This is a genomic window from Allobosea sp. TBD101 (assembly GCF_059817965.1).
On sequence record NZ_CM187543.1, the window covers coordinates 134,110 to 151,744 of the forward strand.

General features: G+C 66.9%; 20 protein-coding genes and 1 other RNA gene. 15 read left to right on the forward strand and 6 right to left on the reverse strand.

What is annotated here, in order from left to right:
- Nucleotides 1-141: 141 nt before the first annotated feature.
- On the reverse strand, nucleotides 142-1,011 hold the full coding sequence (locus AC6RIC_RS00640) for a VOC family protein (RefSeq protein WP_499734720.1): 870 nt from the start codon (nucleotides 1,009-1,011) through the stop codon (nucleotides 142-144).
- Nucleotides 1,012-1,134: 123 nt separating this feature from the next.
- Nucleotides 1,135-2,184: a YihY/virulence factor BrkB family protein gene (locus AC6RIC_RS00645; RefSeq protein WP_499734721.1), complete on the reverse strand. Its 1,050-nt coding sequence runs from the start codon at nucleotides 2,182-2,184 to the stop codon at nucleotides 1,135-1,137.
- A gap of 182 nt (nucleotides 2,185-2,366) precedes the next feature.
- On the opposite strand from AC6RIC_RS00645, the gene AC6RIC_RS00650 reads away from it, so the two are divergent.
- Nucleotides 2,367-3,068, forward strand: a complete 702-nt coding sequence (locus AC6RIC_RS00650; protein WP_499734722.1) for an outer membrane protein — start codon at nucleotides 2,367-2,369, stop codon at nucleotides 3,066-3,068.
- Nucleotides 3,069-3,075: 7 nt separating this feature from the next.
- Here AC6RIC_RS00650 and recR read toward each other — a convergent pair whose 3' ends face one another.
- From recR to ffs, 4 genes are all read right to left on the reverse strand, one after another.
- Nucleotides 3,076-3,681 (reverse strand): recombination mediator RecR, encoded by a 606-nt coding sequence (gene recR / locus AC6RIC_RS00655; protein ID WP_499734723.1) that lies wholly within the window; start codon nucleotides 3,679-3,681, stop codon nucleotides 3,076-3,078.
- 162 nt (nucleotides 3,682-3,843) lie between these two features.
- Nucleotides 3,844-4,164: a YbaB/EbfC family nucleoid-associated protein gene (locus tag AC6RIC_RS00660; RefSeq protein WP_377843587.1), complete on the reverse strand. Its 321-nt coding sequence runs from the start codon at nucleotides 4,162-4,164 to the stop codon at nucleotides 3,844-3,846.
- Nucleotides 4,165-4,185: 21 nt separating this feature from the next.
- Nucleotides 4,186-6,060, reverse strand: a complete 1,875-nt coding sequence (locus AC6RIC_RS00665; protein WP_499734724.1) for a DNA polymerase III subunit gamma/tau — start codon at nucleotides 6,058-6,060, stop codon at nucleotides 4,186-4,188.
- Nucleotides 6,061-6,148: 88 nt separating this feature from the next.
- An RNA gene (gene ffs / locus AC6RIC_RS00670) (signal recognition particle sRNA small type) lies at nucleotides 6,149-6,245 on the reverse strand.
- A 243-nt stretch (nucleotides 6,246-6,488) separates the two neighbouring features.
- Between ffs and rpmH the strand changes: the two genes are divergently transcribed.
- The 14 genes from rpmH to hisF all read left to right on the forward strand — a co-directional run bounded on the left by rpmH (nucleotide 6,489) and on the right by hisF (nucleotide 17,521).
- Nucleotides 6,489-6,623: a 50S ribosomal protein L34 gene (gene rpmH / locus AC6RIC_RS00675; protein WP_038364779.1), complete on the forward strand. Its 135-nt coding sequence runs from the start codon at nucleotides 6,489-6,491 to the stop codon at nucleotides 6,621-6,623.
- Between the two features lie 54 nt (nucleotides 6,624-6,677).
- Entirely contained in the window at nucleotides 6,678-7,094 is a 417-nt protein-coding gene (gene rnpA, locus AC6RIC_RS00680; RefSeq protein WP_499734725.1) for a ribonuclease P protein component, read from the forward strand.
- A gap of 51 nt (nucleotides 7,095-7,145) precedes the next feature.
- The gene (yidC, locus tag AC6RIC_RS00685; RefSeq protein WP_499736529.1) at nucleotides 7,146-9,005 is read left to right on the forward strand and encodes a membrane protein insertase YidC; all 1,860 of its coding nucleotides are present in this window, start codon (nucleotides 7,146-7,148) and stop codon (nucleotides 9,003-9,005) included.
- A 52-nt stretch (nucleotides 9,006-9,057) separates the two neighbouring features.
- Nucleotides 9,058-9,690 carry a CatB-related O-acetyltransferase gene (locus AC6RIC_RS00690; RefSeq protein ID WP_499734726.1) on the forward strand — a complete coding sequence of 211 codons (633 nt, stop codon included), beginning with the start codon at nucleotides 9,058-9,060 and terminating at the stop codon, nucleotides 9,688-9,690.
- Nucleotides 9,691-9,700: 10 nt separating this feature from the next.
- Complete coding sequence (locus AC6RIC_RS00695; RefSeq protein ID WP_499734727.1) at nucleotides 9,701-10,435, forward strand: GTP-binding protein; 735 nt, start codon at nucleotides 9,701-9,703, stop codon at nucleotides 10,433-10,435.
- A 5-nt stretch (nucleotides 10,436-10,440) separates the two neighbouring features.
- Entirely contained in the window at nucleotides 10,441-10,812 is a 372-nt protein-coding gene (locus AC6RIC_RS00700) for a DUF423 domain-containing protein (RefSeq protein WP_499734728.1), read from the forward strand.
- Between the two features lie 85 nt (nucleotides 10,813-10,897).
- Nucleotides 10,898-11,794 carry an acetylglutamate kinase gene (gene argB, locus AC6RIC_RS00705; RefSeq protein WP_454654262.1) on the forward strand — a complete coding sequence of 299 codons (897 nt, stop codon included), beginning with the start codon at nucleotides 10,898-10,900 and terminating at the stop codon, nucleotides 11,792-11,794.
- 204 nt (nucleotides 11,795-11,998) lie between these two features.
- The gene (locus tag AC6RIC_RS00710) at nucleotides 11,999-12,733 is read left to right on the forward strand and encodes a pyrimidine 5'-nucleotidase (protein ID WP_499734729.1); all 735 of its coding nucleotides are present in this window, start codon (nucleotides 11,999-12,001) and stop codon (nucleotides 12,731-12,733) included.
- A gap of 122 nt (nucleotides 12,734-12,855) precedes the next feature.
- The gene (metZ, locus tag AC6RIC_RS00715) at nucleotides 12,856-14,052 is read left to right on the forward strand and encodes an O-succinylhomoserine sulfhydrylase (protein WP_499734730.1); all 1,197 of its coding nucleotides are present in this window, start codon (nucleotides 12,856-12,858) and stop codon (nucleotides 14,050-14,052) included.
- A 229-nt stretch (nucleotides 14,053-14,281) separates the two neighbouring features.
- Nucleotides 14,282-14,869 (forward strand): imidazoleglycerol-phosphate dehydratase HisB, encoded by a 588-nt coding sequence (hisB, locus tag AC6RIC_RS00720; RefSeq protein ID WP_454654266.1) that lies wholly within the window; start codon nucleotides 14,282-14,284, stop codon nucleotides 14,867-14,869.
- Between the two features lie 9 nt (nucleotides 14,870-14,878).
- Entirely contained in the window at nucleotides 14,879-15,364 is a 486-nt protein-coding gene (locus tag AC6RIC_RS00725) for a DUF2628 domain-containing protein (protein ID WP_499734731.1), read from the forward strand.
- Entirely contained in the window at nucleotides 15,361-16,017 is a 657-nt protein-coding gene (gene hisH, locus AC6RIC_RS00730; protein ID WP_499734732.1) for an imidazole glycerol phosphate synthase subunit HisH, read from the forward strand. The genes AC6RIC_RS00725 and hisH overlap by 4 nt, the downstream gene beginning before the upstream one ends.
- Nucleotides 16,014-16,760, forward strand: coding sequence for a 1-(5-phosphoribosyl)-5-[(5-phosphoribosylamino)methylideneamino]imidazole-4-carboxamide isomerase (gene hisA / locus AC6RIC_RS00735; RefSeq protein ID WP_499734733.1), 747 nt, complete (start codon nucleotides 16,014-16,016; stop codon nucleotides 16,758-16,760). Before hisH ends, hisA begins: the two co-directional genes overlap by 4 nt.
- Nucleotides 16,757-17,521: an imidazole glycerol phosphate synthase subunit HisF gene (hisF, locus tag AC6RIC_RS00740; protein WP_499734734.1), complete on the forward strand. Its 765-nt coding sequence runs from the start codon at nucleotides 16,757-16,759 to the stop codon at nucleotides 17,519-17,521. Before hisA ends, hisF begins: the two co-directional genes overlap by 4 nt.
- The last annotated feature ends 114 nt before the right edge of the window (nucleotides 17,522-17,635 follow it).

The following is a 17,635-nucleotide window of genomic DNA, read 5'->3' on the forward strand; positions in this document are numbered from 1 at the left end:
AACCAGCAGGATGCCGTCATCCCGGACAAGCCGCGTCAGCGGCGCCGATCCGGGATCCATCGAAGACCTCCAGCGCTCCAAGATGGATCCCGGGTCAAGCCCGGGATGACGGCGTGGTTCTTCAGAAAACCAACCGAGCCTTTATCGCACCAGAACCAACCGGTTGTTCCAGGGGTCGGTGACGCTCGGCACGCCGTCAGCCTCCTTGCCGCCGGCCGCCAGGATGCGCTGGCGCATTGCCGCGAAATCCGCTGCGTCGCGCGCGACCAGCTCGAAGCAGTCGAGCCCCGCTTCGCCCGGCTGACGCGGGCCGGCGCCGCGGCTGCCCCAGATATTGCCGGCGATATGGTGGTGATAGCCGCCGCTGGCGAGGAAGCTCGCGCCGGGATAATGCACCATCAGATCGAAGCCGAGCAGGTCGCGATAGAAGGCTTCCGCGGCAGGTGTATCGCCGACGCGCAGATGGATATGGCCCATCCCCGTACCCTCGGGCATGCCAGCGTAAGCTGCGTCGTCGGCTTCGCTCAGAAGCTTGTCGAGATCGAGCCGCTCGGTCGCCATGGCGATGCCGCCATCGGGCTTACGCGGCCATTCCTCGCGCTTGCGGTCGCGATAGATCTCGATGCCGTTGCCTTCGGGATCGGAGAGATAGAGCGCCTCGCTGACGAGATGATCGGAGGCACCTTCGAGCGGGATGCGCGTCACGGCGGCATGCCTCAGCCAGTTGGCGAGGTCGCGCCGCGACGGCAGCAGGATGGCCAGATGGAACAAGCCGGCGGTCGAGGTCGGCCGGGCGGCGCCCGCCACCAGCCGAACAAGCACCTGACCGCCGACGCCGAGCTCCGCGCTCCCGGCATCCTGCCGGATCAGACGCAGCCCGATCGCATCGCGATAATAGGCGGTCAATGCCTGAAGATCATGCGCCCGCAGCGTCACCGCGCCGATGAAGACGGGCGCCTGGTGGGCTTCGAGTGTGGCGGCCGGAGCCGCCCGTTCGATCGTTGCGACCATGGGAATTCCTTTCGCGGCGGCCCCGCCGGCCGCATTCCCAAAATGGCGCTTCCAGCACGCCTTGTCGCCCACCCGGGCAGCAAGGCTGCGATTGCATGGTTGCAATGATAGGTCGCGCCGCGCTTATCCCGCCCTGGGCGGGCCGACCCTGTCCGCCATGGTAGCACCGCGCTGGCCGAGCGGCTTCGGCCGGCCGGTGGTGGTGTCATGCGCCGTCTGGTGCTCCAACTCGGCATTGAGTTCGGCGCCGGCCAGCACGATCGTCGCCGAGAGCCAGAGCCAGGTCATGAACACCACGACGGTCGCAAGCGAGCCATAGGCGGCCGTGTAATTGCCGAGCGTCGAGACATACCAGGAGAAGGCATAGGAGGCCGCGCCCCATAACAGGGCAGCCGCGATGGCGCCGGGCATGACCCAGATGAAGCGCACGCGCTCCCGGCTCGGGCCGATCCAGTAGAGCACCGCGATCGAGAGCGTCGCCATGACGAAGAAGGACGGCCAGCGGACGAGCCGGATCAGGCGTTCGAGTTCGGAATGGAAGGGAAAGAGCGCGGTCACCACCGGCAGGCTGGCGATGGCAACGAGGGCGGCGGCAAGCAGGACGACGCCGCTGACCGTGGTGAACAGCGAGATCGCGTTGAGCTTGAGGAAGCTGCGCTTCTCGCCCTCGCGATAGATGATGTTAAGCGCATCGAAGAGCGCCTTCACCGCCGCATTGGCCGACCATGTCGCGACGCCCAGGCTGATCCAGAAGGTCAGCGACAGATTGAAGCCGGACTGGGTCGAGAGCCGCATCGCCTGCTCGTGGATGAGCTCCCGCGCAGCTTGCGGGAACATGGTCGTCACCGTGTCGAGCTGTTCGGCGATGGTCGCTGGGTCGGTGAAGTAACGGTAGATCGTGACCAGCAGGGACAGGGCCGGCACGAGCGAGAGCAGCGTGAAGAAGGCGACAGCGCCGGCAAGCGAGGACAGGCGATTCTCGGCGACATTGCCGATGAAGCGCAGCAGCACGTCCTTCCAGCCGAGCCATGTCATCTGCAGCGGCGTCTTCGCCAGCCGGCCGCGCACGGCCTCCGCCTTGCGCCGCCCGAGCTTGTCCGCCACCACTCCCGACAGATAGCCGAGCGCGACCCCGATCCCGGCAGCGCCCGTGATCCGTTTGAGGAAAGCCATCTCGGGTTTCGCGCTCCGCCTGCCGTTTCCGCCACAGCTTGCGAGCAACGGGCTGCATTCGCAATCGTTCCGGCCGGGAGCCGGTGCCAGTGCGACTTAGCCGATTGTTAACCTTAATGCTTCGTTATGACGGGGCGCAGCCGCGAACGGCAGGCGCTTGTCTGTCCCTCCGGATACGCCCGATGACGAAGCTGTTCAGAACCGGCCTGACGGGCCTCGCAATCCTGCTGTCGGGCGCGGCCTATGCGGCCGACCTGCGCAAGGTCGCCTTGCCGCCGGCTCCGGAACTGCCGGCGCTGTATTCCTGGACCGGCTTCTATGCGGGTCTTCAAGGCGGCTATGCTTGGGGTGACAGCCGCATGCGGATCGGCTCGGCCGGCGGCGCCTTCGCACCCGTCAGCTTCCGCGTTGGCGAGGATAGCGCCTTCGGCGGCGCCCATGCCGGCTTCAACTATCAGCTCGGCGGCATCGTGGTCGGCATCGAGGGCGATGTCGAAGCGCTGAACAGCCGCAGCCGCTTCGACGGGATCGGGCTCTCCGCCCGCGTCAGCCAGGACTGGCAGGGCTCGGCCCGCGCCCGCCTCGGCCTCGCCTTCGACCGCTGGATGGTCTACAGCACCGGCGGCGTCTCCTTCACGGAATACGAACGGCGCGTCTTCACGGCCGGCGGCTTCGGCGAGCGGCTGACCAGCGCACGGACCGGCTGGAATGTCGGCGCGGGCGTCAACTTCGCCTTCACCGACAACCTGATCCTCGGCGCCGAATATCGCTACACCGATTTCGGGCGGAACCGCTTCGCCAGCTCCGGCGCTTTCCCGGGCCTCACCGGCTCGCAGGAACTGTCCAGCCACAGCGCCCGCGCCAGCGTCGCCTACAAGTTCTGAGGCGCCTTCAGAAGCCCGTGCGCTGGCGGATGGCGGCGGCCAGCGTGCCGTCGTCGAGATAGTCGAGCTCGCCGCCGACCGGGACGCCATGGGCGAGCTTGGTCACCTTCACCGGCAGATGCGCCAGGAGATCGGTGATGAAATGCGCCGTGGTCTGGCCGTCGACCGTGGCGCTGAGCGCGAGGATGACCTCCTTCACCGCCGCTTCGGAAGCGCGTGCCACCAGCGCGTCGAGCGAGAGATGCTCCGGCCGGACGCCGTCGAGAGCCGAAAGCACGCCGCCAAGGACGTGATAGCGGCCGGAAACCGCGCCCGAACGCTCCAGCGCCCAGAGATCGGAGATATCGGCGACGACGACGATCAGGCTGTCGTCGCGGCGCGGATCGGTGCAGAGGCCGCAGGGGTCGCTGGTATCGACATTGCCGCAGCGGGCGCAGACGACGATGCGCTCGCGCGCCACCGCCATCGCCTCGGAGAGCGGGCCGAGCAATTGCTCGCGCTTCTTGACGAGATGCAAGGCGGCGCGCCGGGCCGAGCGCGGCCCGAGCCCCGGCAGCTTGGCCAGGAGCTGGATCAGCCTTTCGATCTCGGGACCGGCAATGGCGCGGGACATGGTCCTACCTTGTCATTCCGGGGCGGCCGCAGGCCGAACCCGGAATCCACGACCGGGTGAGCCCGGCAGGGTGCGTCGTAACGATCGGGCCCGCCCAGTCGTGGGTTCCGGGCTCTTCGCTTCGCGAAGCCCCGGAATGACAACGGGCGGCGCCTATCGCAATCAAAACAGCTTCATGCCCGGCGGGATCGGCAGGCCCTTGGTGATCTCGGCCATGCGCTCCTGCATGACGCGCTCGCCGCGGGTGCGGGCGTCGTTGGCGGCTGCGACGATCAGGTCCTCGAGGATCTCGCGCTCGTCCGGCACCATCAGGCTCGGGTCGATCTTCACGCCCTTGAGCGCCCCCTTGGCGGTCATCGTCACCGTGACCATGCCGCCGCCGGCCCCGCCCTCGACCTCGATCGAGTCGAGTTCGGCCTGCATGTCGGCCATTTTCTGCTGCATCTGCTGCGCCTGCTTCATCAGGCCCATCATGTCGCGCATCGGAAATCCTCCTCGAAATCGTCAGAAATCGATGCCGTCGAAATCCGGTTCGGAATCGTCGAACAGGGGCTCGGCATCGGGCAGATATTCGTCTTCGGTCGGCGTCGCAGCGGCCATTTCGGCCGCGGCGATGGCGCGGGGATCGCGGACATCGACGATGCGCGCGCCGGGGAAGCGCTCCAGCACCGCCTTGACGGAAGGGTGAGCCGCCGCATCGCTCTCGCGCTGATCCTTAGCGGCCGCGGCCTGCTCGCGCATGGTGGCGCCGCCCTCGTCATTGACGACGGCGACCATCCAGGTCTGGCCGGTCCATTCCTTGAGGCGGCGGGAGAGGTCCTGCGCCAGCGTCCGCGAGGCGCCTTCGGCCAGCGAGAACTCGATGCGGCCGGGCTCGAAGCGCACGGGCCGGATATCGCGCTCCAGCGCGATCTTCAGGGTGATATCGCGATGCTGCGAAGCGAGCGCGACGACATCCTCCAGCGTGGCGACGATCGCCATCGGCGCAGCGACGGCGCGCGCGACCGGGGTGGGCGCGGGATTGGCACTGGCGAGGATCGGGCGGGCGGCGAGCGCAGTGTTGCCGCCACCGGAAGGCGGGCGCGACATCCCCATCCCGTTGCCGCCACCGCCGTTGCCGGCCGGGACGGAGCCCATGCCGTCGCGCAGCATCTTCAGCGCTTCGTCCGGCGTCGGCAGATCGGCGGCGTGGGCGAGGCGCACGAGCACCATCTCGGCCGCCATCACCGGCCGGTCGGCCTGCTTCACCTCGGCAATGCCCTTGAGCAGCATCTGCCAGGTGCGGGCGAGGATGCGGACCGAGAGACGCTGGGCGAAATCGCCGCCACGCACGCGCTCGGCCTGGGCGAGGCTATTATCCTTCACCGCCTCGGGCACGAGCTTGAGGCGGGTGACGAGATGGGTGAATTCGGCGAGGTCGTTCAGCACCACGACCGGATCGGCGCCGGCATCGTATTGCGCCCGCAATTCGCCGAGCGCCGCGGCGATGTCGCCCTTCATCACCGCTTCGAAGAGATCGATGACGCGGGCCCGGTCGGCGAGGCCGAGCATGGAGCGGATATCGTCGAGCGTGATCCGCCCGGCCGCATGCGCGATGGCCTGGTCGAGGATCGAGAGCGAGTCGCGCACCGAGCCTTCAGCGGCGCGGGCGATCGCCGCGAGCGCCTCCTGCTCGGCATCGACGCTCTCGGCCCGGCAGATATTGGCGAGATGGTCGACCAGCATATCGGATTCGACGCGGCGCAGGTCGAAGCGCTGGCAGCGCGACAGCACCGTGATCGGCACCTTGCGGATTTCCGTCGTCGCGAAGATGAACTTCGCATGCGGCGGCGGCTCCTCCAGCGTCTTCAGGAAGGCGTTGAAGGCGCCGGTCGAGAGCATGTGCACCTCGTCGACGATATAGACCTTGTAGCGCGCGGAGACGGGCGCATAACGCACGGCGTCGTTGATCTGGCGGATGTTGTCGACGCTGTTGTTCGAGGCGGCGTCGATCTCCATCACGTCGATATGGCGGCCCTCGATGATCTCGCGGCAATGGATGCCGAAATCCCTGAGATCGGTGGTCGGGCTGCCCTGCCCGTCGGGTGTCTGGAAATTGAGCGCGCGCGCCAGGATGCGGGCGGTCGTGGTCTTTCCGACGCCGCGCACGCCGGTCAGCATCCAGGCCTGCGGGATGCGCCCCGCCGCGAAGGCGTTGGTCAGCGTGCGCACCATCGCTTCCTGGCCGATCAGGTCGCCGAAATGCGCCGGACGGTACTTGCGGGCGAGCACGCGATAGGGCGCGGGCGCCCCGGTGGCGGAGGCTTGCGGCGCAGGCACCGGATCGAACCCGGCGAATCCCGGTTCGTCAGCAGAGGCGGCGTCGATCTGATCGGTCATGCGGACTGGTTTCGCCAATCGGGAGGCGAGGGTCAATGGCGCCGCGCCGGCTCCGTGCTTCAGTCCGGCGCTTTAATCGGGCGCATGAGGTGGGAGGCTGGACGAAGACCCGTTCGGTCTCGTTAGGGCTGCTTCCTTCCGGACCTGACCCGGTTGGCGAGTGAGACGTCCCTCGCCAACCTCCCGCCTGCTATATCGGGGATGTCTCGGAGAATCGCAAGCCGGCATCGCGGAGTCCGCGAAGCTTCGTCGCACTCAGGCGCGAAGCCGCCAGTTTGGCGTTGACTTGGTGTCGTCCATCCGTCATAAGCCCGCGACCTGCGCAGCCGAAAGGCAGCGCCGACCCTTATCGCATGACAGGCTCGGTTGGCCATGCTTTCCCCGGAAAGCCGCGGCCGTCGTGCTCATAAAGGCCCCGGAGACGGACCGTGAAGAGAACCTATCAACCCAGCAAGCTGGTTCGCAAGCGCCGCCACGGCTATCGCGCCCGCATGGCGACCAAGGGTGGCCGCAAGGTCATCGCCGCTCGCCGCGCCCACGGCCGCAAGCGCCTGTCGGCCTGACGACCCCTGGCGCGTCACGATAGCGCGCCGGTTCCGGAAGACAGGCCAATCGCCATGCGCCTCGCCCGTCTGACGCAACGCAAAGAATTCCTGGCGGCGGCCGAACACGGCCGCCGTTTTCGTTCGTCCGCCTTCATGGCGCAGGTGCGCGACGCCGCGCCGGACGAAGCCCGCAAGGGCGGCGAACCCGTTGGCTTGCGGCTCGGCCTCACCGCCTCGCGCAAGACCGGCAACGCGGTGAAGCGCAACCGCATCCGCCGACGCCTGCGCGAAGCGGCCAAGCAGGCGCTCGCCAGCCAGACCGAGCGCCCCTGCGACATCGTGATCGTCGCGCGCGCTGACGTGCTGACCGCGCGATTTAAGGCGCTCGTCGCCGATCTTTCGATTGCCATCGACCGGGCAAAGCCTCACAAGCCGCATGCTGATCGGCGCCGCCCGCATCCCAAGCGAAGCACGCCGGCGCAAGCCTGACCCTGCCGCGCCCGCCCCTGCCGGACCAAGCGAGATCCGTTTCCGACCATGATGAAAGAAGACAACCGCAATCTGCTTCTGGCGATCGTCATGTCCGTGGTCGTGCTGCTCGGCTGGCAGTTCTTCTACGGCGTACCGCAGATGGAAAAGCAGAAGCAGGCCGCGCAGCAGGCCCAGAGCCAGCAGGCGCCCGCCGCTTCCGGCTCCACCCCGGTGCCGGGTACGCCCGGCCAGCCCGCAGGCTCGGCTGTGCCCGGCACCGCTGCCCTGCAGCAGATCGGCACCCGCGAGCAGGCGTTGGCGGCGAGCCCCCGCGTCAAGATCGATACGCCCAAGATCGCCGGCTCGCTCTCGCTGACCGGCGCGCGCATCGACGACGTCTCGCTCAAGGCCTATCGCGAGACCGTCGACCCGAAGAGCGCGAACATCGTCCTGCTCTCGCCGATCGGCGGCCCGAACGCCTATTATTCCGATTTCGGCTGGGTCGCGGCGCCCGGCACGACTGTCGCGCTGCCGAACGCGACGACGGTCTGGACCGCCGACAATCAGACGCTCACTCCCGCCAAGCCGGTGACGCTGAGCTGGGATAACGGCCAGGGCCTGATCTTCAAGCGCGCCATCAGCGTCGACGACAACGCGATGTTCACGATCCGCGACGAGGTCGAGAACAAGGGCGGCGCCGCCGTCACCCTGTTCCCCTATGGCCAGATCGTTCGCCAGGGCAAGCCGACTACGCTCGGCTATTACGTGCTGCACGAGGGCCTCGTCGGCAATCTCGGCGAGCAGGGTCTGCAGGAATACACCTACGACAAGCTCGACAAGGAGCCGCTGCTCTCGCCGGGCACGACCGGCAAGTCCTGGAAGGACGCGGTCGGCGGCTTCGTGGGGATCACCGACAAGTACTGGGCCGCCGCGGTCATCCCCGACCAGCAGCGCAAGTACGAGGGCCGCTATTCCGCGGTCCAGACCGCCACCGGCCACACCTACCAGGCCGATTTCCTCGGCGAGGGCGTCGCCGTCGCGCCGGGCGCCACGGCCTCCTCGAACGCCCGGCTCTTCGCCGGCGCCAAGGAAGTCGCGGCCATCGACGGCTATGAGAAGAACCTCGGCATCAAGCGCTTCGAACTGCTGATCGACTGGGGCTGGTTCTATTTCATCACCAAGCCGCTCTTCTTCGTGCTCGACTGGATCTACAAGCATGTCGGCAATTTCGGCGTCGCGATCCTGCTGGTCACGGTGCTCCTGAAGTTCCTGTTCTTCCCGCTGGCCAACAAGTCCTACGCCTCGATGGCGAAGATGAAGGCGCTGCAGCCGGAAATGACGGCGATCCGCGAGCGCCATGCCGACGACAAGATGAAGCAGCAGCAGGCTCTGATGGAGCTGTACAAGACGCAGAAGATCAATCCGGTCGCCGGCTGCTGGCCGGTGCTGCTGCAGATCCCGGTGTTCTTCGCGCTCTACAAGATCCTGTTCATCACCATCGAGATGCGGCACGCGCCGTTCTTCGGCTGGATCCACGATCTCGCGGCGCCGGACCCGACCAACCTGTTCAACCTGTTCGGCGCGCTGCCCTTTACCCCGCCGGCCATGCTGCATCTGGGCCTGTGGCCGATCATCATGGGCGTCACGATGTTCATCCAGATGAAGATGAACCCGGAGCCGCCGGACCCGGTGCAGAAGATGATGTTCACCTGGATGCCGGTGTTCTTCACCTTCCTGCTCGGCTCGTTCCCGGCCGGCCTGGTGATCTACTGGAGCTGGAACAACCTGCTCTCGGTGATCCAGCAGGGCTACATCATGCGCAAGCACGGGGTGAAGATCGAGCTGTTCGACAACCTCAAGGGCATGTTCGGCAAGAAGCCGGCAGCGGCAGGCGGCGCGCCAAACCCCGCCAACAGCAACAAGAAGTGAGTGATCGAAGGGCGGGGTTTCCCGCCCTTCGCTTTTGAAGGCCTCCGCCCCGATGCCATTGCCCGATCCCAGCACGCGCCATCCGATCCCCGGCTGGAAAGGCACGGCCTTCCTGAAGGCGGTGGTCGACCATCCGCTGATCGAGATCGGCGACTACAGCTACTATGACGACTCGCGCGGGCCGGAGCATTTCGTGGCCCGCTGCGTGCGCTATCATTTCGACTTCATCGGCGACCGGCTGATCATCGGGAAATTCGTCGCGATCGCGCAGGCGGCACAGTTCATCATGAATGGCGCCAACCACCCGATCGGCGGCTTCTCGACGTATCCCTTCCAGATGTTCGGCCTCGGCGATCCCTCGGATTTGAAGCGCCCCGGCCCGAACAATCGCGGCGACATGGTGATCGGCAACGATGTCTGGATCGGGCGCGAGGCGGTGATCATGCCGGGCGTCACGATCGGCGACGGCGCGATCATCGGCACGCGGGCACAGGTGACGAAGGACGTGCCGGCCTATGCGGTGGTTGCCGGCAATCCCGGCCGGGTCGTGAAGATGCGCTTTCCGCCCGAGATCGTCGCGGAACTGCTGGCGATCCGCTGGTGGGATTGGGACGCCGACAGGATCGCGCGCCATATCGACGCGATTCAGGGCGCAAATATCGACGCGCTGCGCGCAGCCGTGTAGGCAGGGTTCCATGACCACATCCACGACAAAACCCTATGACGCCGAGGAGATCGAGGCCGCCCGCAAGCTCTTCGAGGGCCCGTGGGATTTCGTCTGGGCCTCGACCACAATCGACGACCTGCCGCCGATGGTCGGGCAGGAGATCGCCTTCGCCGGGCGCTCCAATGTCGGCAAGTCGAGCCTGATCAACGCGCTGACGCGGCGCAACGCGCTGGCGCGGACCTCGCATACCCCTGGCCGGACGCAGCAACTCAACTTCTTCCGCCAGGTCGCGCACGAGGAGCCCGTCGGGGCGGGATCTCAAGGCGGCAAGCGCTCGCGCGAAAAGCCGGTTCCGGTTTATTCGCCCCATGCGCCGACCATCGTCGACATGCCCGGCTACGGCTATGCCGCCGTCGGCAAGGAGAAGGTCGCGGCCTGGACACGGCTGATCCACGACTATCTGCGCGGCCGCGCCAACCTGATGCGCGTCTACGTGCTGATCGACGCCCGCCATGGCATCAAGGATGTCGACGGTGCCGTGCTGGAGACGCTCGACAAGGCCGCCGTGTCCTACCAGGTCGTGCTGACCAAGGGCGACGCGCTGAAGCCGGCCGACCAGAAATTCATGACCGAGGCCACGTTCGACGAGATCAAGCGCCGCCCGGCGGCTTTCCCCGAGGTGCTGCTGACCTCCAGCGAGACGGGCGCCGGCATGCCGGAATTCCGCGCCGCGATCGGCCGGGTTCTGGCGGAGCGCGCCTGAGCGCCATGACAGCGACCCGCCTTCATCTGGCTCTCGCCGCGCTGATGGGCTTCGCCGGCGTCGCCCTGCTGGCGGCGGCGGCTCATGTCGCCGTCGACCCCGGTCATGTCCAGACCGCTGGCCAGATGCTGCTGTTCCATGCCTCCGTCGTCATCGGCGCCACCGCGGCGCGCAAGGGCGGGCATCTGCATGATCTGCTGGCCCGAATCGCGCTCTCCGCGATCATGGTCGGCGCGTGCCTGTTCGCGGCCGATCTCGCCCGGCGCGGTTTCGGCGGGGCGGCGCTGTTTCCGCGCGCGGCGCCGACCGGCGGCTGGTTCATGCTCGGCGGCTGGCTCGGGCTTGCGGTCGCCGCCGTGACCGCGAAGCGCAGCTGACCGCCGCGCGGCGTTCTTCCGCCGCCGCGCAAGTTCGGGTAGAAGCGCGGCCGCACCTTTCCTGCGGATGCGCGGAGCCTCCCGAATGACCGACCTGCCTCAGCTGACGCCGTCGCAATCCGCCGACCTGCTCGTTCAGGCGCTGCCGCATATGCAGCGCTACGACCAGGAGATCATCGTCATCAAGTATGGCGGCAACGCCATGGGCGACGCGGCCACGGCGGAGGATTTCGCCGAAGATATCGTGCTGCTCGAGCAGTCCGGCCTGAAGCCGGTGGTCTGCCATGGCGGCGGCCCGCAGATCGCGGCGATGCTGAAGAAGCTCGGCATCCAGTCCGAGTTCAAGCAGGGCCTGCGCGTCACCGACGAAGCCACCGTCGAGGTCGTCGAGATGGTTCTGGCCGGCTCGGTCAACAAGGAGATCGTCGGCTATATCAGCCGCGAGGGCGGGCGCGCCATCGGGCTCTGCGGCAAGGACGGCAACATGGTCACCGCCCGCAAGGTGACGCGCACCATCGTCGACCCCGATTCCAAGATCGAGGAGGTTCTGGACCTCGGCTTCGTCGGCGAGCCGGAGACGGTCAACACCACCGTGCTCGACGCCGTTCTGAAGGCCGAGCTGATCCCCGTGCTGGCGCCGGTCTGCGCCGCCGCCGACGGCCAGACCTACAATGTCAACGCCGACACTTTCGCCGGCGCCATTGCGGGGGCGCTCAATGCCAAGCGCCTGCTGCTGCTGACCGACGTGCCGGGCGTGCTGAACAAGGACAAGCAGCTCATCTCCGAGCTGACGATCGAGGAGTGCCGCCACCTGATCGCCGACGGCACGATCTCGGGCGGCATGATCCCGAAGATCGAGACCTGCATCTACGCGCTGGAAAAGGGCGTCGAGGCGGTCGTCATCCTCGACGGCAAGGTGCCGCATGCGGCGCTGATCGAGCTCTTCACCGATACCGGCGCCGGCACGATCATCCGGCGTTGACAGAACCTCTCACGCGGTCATCCCGGGCGTAGCGAAGCGCAGACCCGGGATCCATTCCGGAACAGTTCGGGCATGGATCCCGGATCGGCGCCGCTACCGCGGCTTGTCCGGGATGACGGCGTGGAGGATTTAAAGAGCCGCCCCGATTAAGCTCCCACCAAGGACTTGCGGCGCAGACTCCGGCTCGCCACATCACGGAGTCCAATGAAAACACTCGCAGACACCCCTGCCGCGACCCCGCCCCTGACGGCGGAAGGCTTCGCGCATGTCGACCACTGGATCTTCGATCTCGACAACACCCTCTATTCGCATGAGAGCCGCGTCTGGCCGCAGGTCAACGAGCGCATCACGCTGTTCCTGCAGGAACTGTTCGGGCTCGACGGCCTGTCGTCGCATGCGCTGCGGCAATATTACTATCACCGCTACGGCACGACGCTGAAAGGGCTGATGGAGGAGCACCGGATCGATCCGGACCAGTTCCTCGACTTCGCCCATGATATCGACCTGACGCTGCTCGAACCGAATCCCGCGCTCGGCGCGGCGCTCGCGGCTTTGCCCGGACGCAAGCTGATCCTGACCAACGGCTCGGTCGGCCATGCCAAGAACGTCGCCGGCAAGCTCGGCATCCTCGACCAGTTCGAGGATATCTTCGACATCGTCCATGCCGGCTTCCTGCCGAAGCCCGAGCGCGCGACCTACGAGAACTTCCTCGCCAAGCACGCGGTCGATCCCGGCCGCGCCGCGATGTTCGAGGATATCGAGAAGAACCTGATCGTGCCGAGCGATCTCGGCATGAAGACCGTGCTGATCATCCCACAGACGCCCGATCCCTTCCGCGAGGCCTGGGAACAGTCCGCGATCGATGCCGGCCATGTCCACCACGTCACGGCCGATCTCACCGGCTTCCTGAGGCCGCTCGGACGTTCCGGCGAACAATAGGGTTGAACGGGAGGCGTTTCCTCCCGCTCAGGTTCCTTGCAAAGGAAATTCCGTTCTTCTTTACGAACTCCTTGGGAGCTGATACTGCTCCTGTCCGTTATAAAGAACGGATCGAGAGTTCCATGTCGTCACCGGACAAAGCCGCAGCCAAGCTGCATCCCGAGACCCGCCTCGTCCATGACGGCATCCAGCGTTCGCAGTTCGGCGAGACCTCGGAAGCCCTGTATCTGACGCAGGGCCATGTCTACGACAACGCCGCGCAGGCCGAAGGCCGCTTCCTGAACACCGATCCCGGCTTCCAGTACGGCCGGCTCGGCAATCCGACGACGGCGATGCTCGAAGCTCGGATGGCCTCGTTCGAGGGCGCCGAGGCCTGTCGCGCGACCGCGACCGGCATGGCGGCGGTCACCGCGGCGATGATGGCGCCGGTGCGGGCGGGCGACCATGTCGTCGCTGCGAGCGCGCTGTTCGGCTCCTGTCGCTACATCATCGAGGACCATCTGCCGCGCTACGGCGTCGAGACCACGCTGGTCGAGGGCACCGATCTCGATGCCTGGCGCAAGGCGGTTCGCCCCAATACCAAGCTGTTCTTCCTGGAATCGCCGTCGAACCCGACGCTCGAAGTGCTTGATATCGCTGCGATCGCCAAGGTGGCGAAGGAGGCCGGCGCCAAGCTCGTCGTCGACAATGTCTTCGCCACGCCGCTCTACCAGCGCCCGCTGGAGCTCGGCGCCGATATCGTCGTCTATTCCGCGACCAAGCATATCGACGGCCAGGGCCGTTGCCTCGGCGGGCTGATCCTCGGTTCGAAGGAATTGATCGAGGCCGATATCCAGAACTACCTGCGCCAGACCGGCCCAATCCTCTCGCCCTTCAACGCCTGGGTGATGCTGAAAGCGCTGGAGACGCTGCCTTTGCGCGTCGCCAGGCAGGCACAGAACGCCACGGCCGTCGCCGACTGGCTGGCGGCGCAGAGCAAGCCGACCAAGGTGATCTTCCCCGGCCACAAGAACCATCCGCAGGCCGAGATCATCAAGCGCCAGATGAGCGGCCCCTCGACGATGATCGCCTTCGAGGTCCCTGGCGGCAAGGAAGGCGCCTATCGCCTGCTCGACGCCTGCAAGCTGATCCGCATCTCGAACAATCTCGGCGACGCCAAGAGCCTGATCGTCCATCCCGCGACGACGACGCATCAGCGCTTCACGCCGGAAGTGCGCGCCGCGATGGGCGTCAGCGACGGGCTCGTCCGCCTCTCGATCGGGCTCGAGCACCATGACGACCTGATCGCCGACCTGGAGCAGGCGCTGGCGAAGGTCTGAGGCTTTTCGCGCAAGAACCTCCGCCGTCATCCCGGGCGAAGCGAAGCGTAGACCCGGGATCCATGCCGGACCGCTTCCAATAAAGGTTCCGGCATGGATCCCGGATCGCCGCCGCTTCGCGGCTTGTCCGGGATGACACGCAGGTTGGGAAGGCGATTGCGCCAGTGGCCATCACCGCCCACCCCTGCTAAAGCGGGGCCGTTTCCCGCTAAAGGCTTGAGAGGCCAGCATGCGTTCGGGCGAAGTGAAGCGCCGCACCAACGAGACCGATATCGCGGTCTCGCTCCTGATCGACGGCACCGGCAAGGCCGAGATCGCCACCGGCGTCGGCTTCTTCGACCATATGCTCGATCTCTTCGCCCGCCATTCGCTGATCGACCTTACGGTCAAGGTGAAAGGCGACACGCATATCGACGATCACCACTCCGTCGAGGATGCCGGCATCGCCATGGGCGAGGCTCTTAAAGCAGCGCTCGGCACCAAGAAGGGCATCCGCCGCTATGCCGACGTGCACATGCCGATGGACGAGACCCTGACTCGCGTCGCCGTTGATGTCTCCGGCCGGCCGTTCCTGGTGTTCCGCACCGAGTTCAAGGCGCAGAAGATCGGCAATTTCGACACCGAGCTCGTGCGCGAGTTCTTCCAGGCCTTCGCGATCAATGCCGGCATCACGCTGCATGTCGAAACGCTCTACGGCGACAACGCCCACCACATCGCCGAAAGCTGCTTCAAGGGGCTGGCGCGGGCGCTGCGGCAGGCGCTCGACGTCGATCCGCGCGAGGGCGACCGCATCCCCTCGACCAAGGGCGCTTTGTAGGAGGTCTCGATGGCATTCTACACCGTCATGACGCCGCCGCCGGAAGGCGACCGGCGCGAGGAGATCGAGCAGGCGTGCCTCATTCCCGAGAGCTTCGCCACGGTAGCCTTCCTGCTCACGGGCCTCTGGCTGCTCGGCAAGCGGCTCTGGCTGGCGACGCTGCTCTTCGTGCTGTTCTGGGGCGTGCTGATCTGGCTGAACAGCCGCTTCGGCCTGCATGCCAGCGCGCTCTCGCTGATCTATTGGGCGGTCGCGCTGTTCCTGGGCATCGAGGGCAACAACCTCGTCATCCGCAAGCTCACCCGCCAGGGCTGGCGCGTGTCCGACGTCGTCGAGGCCCGCAGCCTGGCCGAGGCGGAACGCCGCTATTTCGAGCGGGCGCTGGCCGGCGAATCCATGCCGCCGCGCGTGGAAGCGGCGCTGGCGACTGTCGCGGCCCGGCCGAGCGGACCGCTGCCGATCATCGGCCTGTTTCCGGAGGCTCGGGGACGATGAGCCAGAACGTCGCGATCATCGATTACGGCTCGGGCAACCTGCACTCGGCCGCGAAAGCCTTCGAGCGGGCGGCGCTTGAGGCCGGCATCCCCTCGACCATCCATGTCACCAGCGACACCGACATCGTGCGCGCGGCCGATCGCATCGTGCTGCCGGGCGTCGGCGCCTTTGCCGATTGCCGGCGCGGGCTCGATGCCGTGCCGGGCATGGTCGAGACGCTGGAAGAGGTCGTGCGGGGCAAGGGTCGCCCCTTCCTCGGCATCTGCGTCGGCATGCAGCTGCTCGCCTCGCGCGGACTGGAATACACGGTCACGCAGGGCCTCGGCTGGATTCCCGGCGACGTCACGCTGATCAGGCCGAATGACGACGCCCTCAAGATCCCGCATATGGGCTGGAACACCCTGCACAAGCAGGACGAGCACCCGCTGCTCGACGGCATCGAGACCGGCCCGCAGGGGCTGCACGCCTATTTCGTGCATTCCTATGCGCTGGCGGCGCAGCGCCCGCAGGACGTGCTGGCCTTGACCGAGCATGGCGGGCCTGTGACGGCGATGGTCGCGCATGGCAACGTCGCCGGCACGCAGTTCCACCCCGAGAAGAGCCAGAAGCTGGGGCTGAAGCTCATCACGAATTTCCTGAGCTGGGCACCATGATCCTCTTTCCCGCGATCGACCTGAAGGAAGGCCGCTGCGTCCGCCTCAAGCAGGGCGACATGGCGCAGGCCACCATCTTCAACGACGATCCCGCCGCGCAGGCCGCCGATTTCGAGGGCCAAGGGTTCCAGTGGCTGCATGTCGTCGATCTCGACGGCGCCTTCGCCGGCAAGCCGATGAACGCGGCGGCGGTCGAGGCGATCCTGACGCGCGTGGCGTTTCCGGTACAGCTCGGCGGCGGCATCCGCGACATGAAGACGGTCGCCGGCTGGCTCGAGAAGGGCATCCGACGCGTCATCATCGGCACGGCGGCGGTGCGCGATCCCGGCTTCGTGCGCGAGGCGGCGAAGGCGTTTCCGGGGCAGGTCGCGGTCGGCATCGATGCCCGCGACGGCTTCGTGGCCGTGGAAGGCTGGGCCGAGACCTCCTCGCTGGCGGCAGCCGATCTCGGCAAGCGCTTCGAGGATGCCGGCGTCGCCGCGATCATCTACACCGACATCGCCCGCGACGGCATGCTCCAGGGCATCAACTGGGAGGGCACGATCGCGCTGGCGCAGGCCGTGTCGATCCCGGTGATCGCTTCGGGGGGCCTGGCCTCGATGGCCGATATCGAGCGCCTTTGCGCCGCTGACGCCGCGATCCTCGAAGGCGCGATCACGGGCCGGGCACTCTATGACGGGCGCATTGACCCCGCCGCAGCGCTGAAGCGCCTCGCGGCGGCCGGCACGGGAGCCGCGGCATGACGCTCAAGACCCGCATCATCCCCTGCCTCGACGTCAAGGACGGCCGCGTCGTCAAGGGCGTGAAGTTCGTCGACCTCGTCGATGCCGGCGATCCCGTCGAGGCCGCCAAGGCCTATGACGCTGCCGGCGCCGACGAGCTCTGTTTCCTCGACATCACGGCGAGCCACGAGGATCGCGGCATCCTGTTCGACGTGGTGACGCGCACGGCCGAGGCCTGCTTCATGCCGCTCACCGTCGGCGGCGGCGTGCGCAAGGTCGAGGATATCCGGGCGCTGCTGCTCGCCGGGGCCGACAAGGTCTCGATCAACACCGCGGCCGTGACCAACCGCCAGTTCGTCAGGGAAGCGGCCGAGAAATTCGGCGCGCAGTGCATCACCGTCGCGATCGACGCCAAGCAGGTCACGCCCGGCCGCTGGGAGATCTTCACCCATGGCGGTCGCAATGCCACCGGCATCGAGGCGGTCGCCTTCGCGCGCGAGGTCGTCTCGCTCGGCGCCGGGGAGTTGCTGGTCACCTCGATGGATCGCGACGGCACCAAGGTCGGCTACGATCTCGGCCTGACGCGGGCGATCGCAGATGCGGTCTCGGTTCCGGTCATCGCATCCGGCGGCGTCGGCGATCTCGACGATCTCGTCGCCGGTGTCGCGCAAGGCCATGCCTCGGCCGTGCTCGCCGCCTCGATCTTCCATTTCGGCACCTACACAATCGGCCAGGCCAAGGCGCATATGGCGGAAGCTGGACTCAGGATGAGGCTGGACTGAGACGTGGCAGGGCTCCTTTCCCTTGTCATTCCGGGGCGCGCCACAGGCGCGAACCCGGAACCCACGACCGGGCTCGCCGCTCGCAACTGGGCATCGGCTGTATCACCCGGTCGT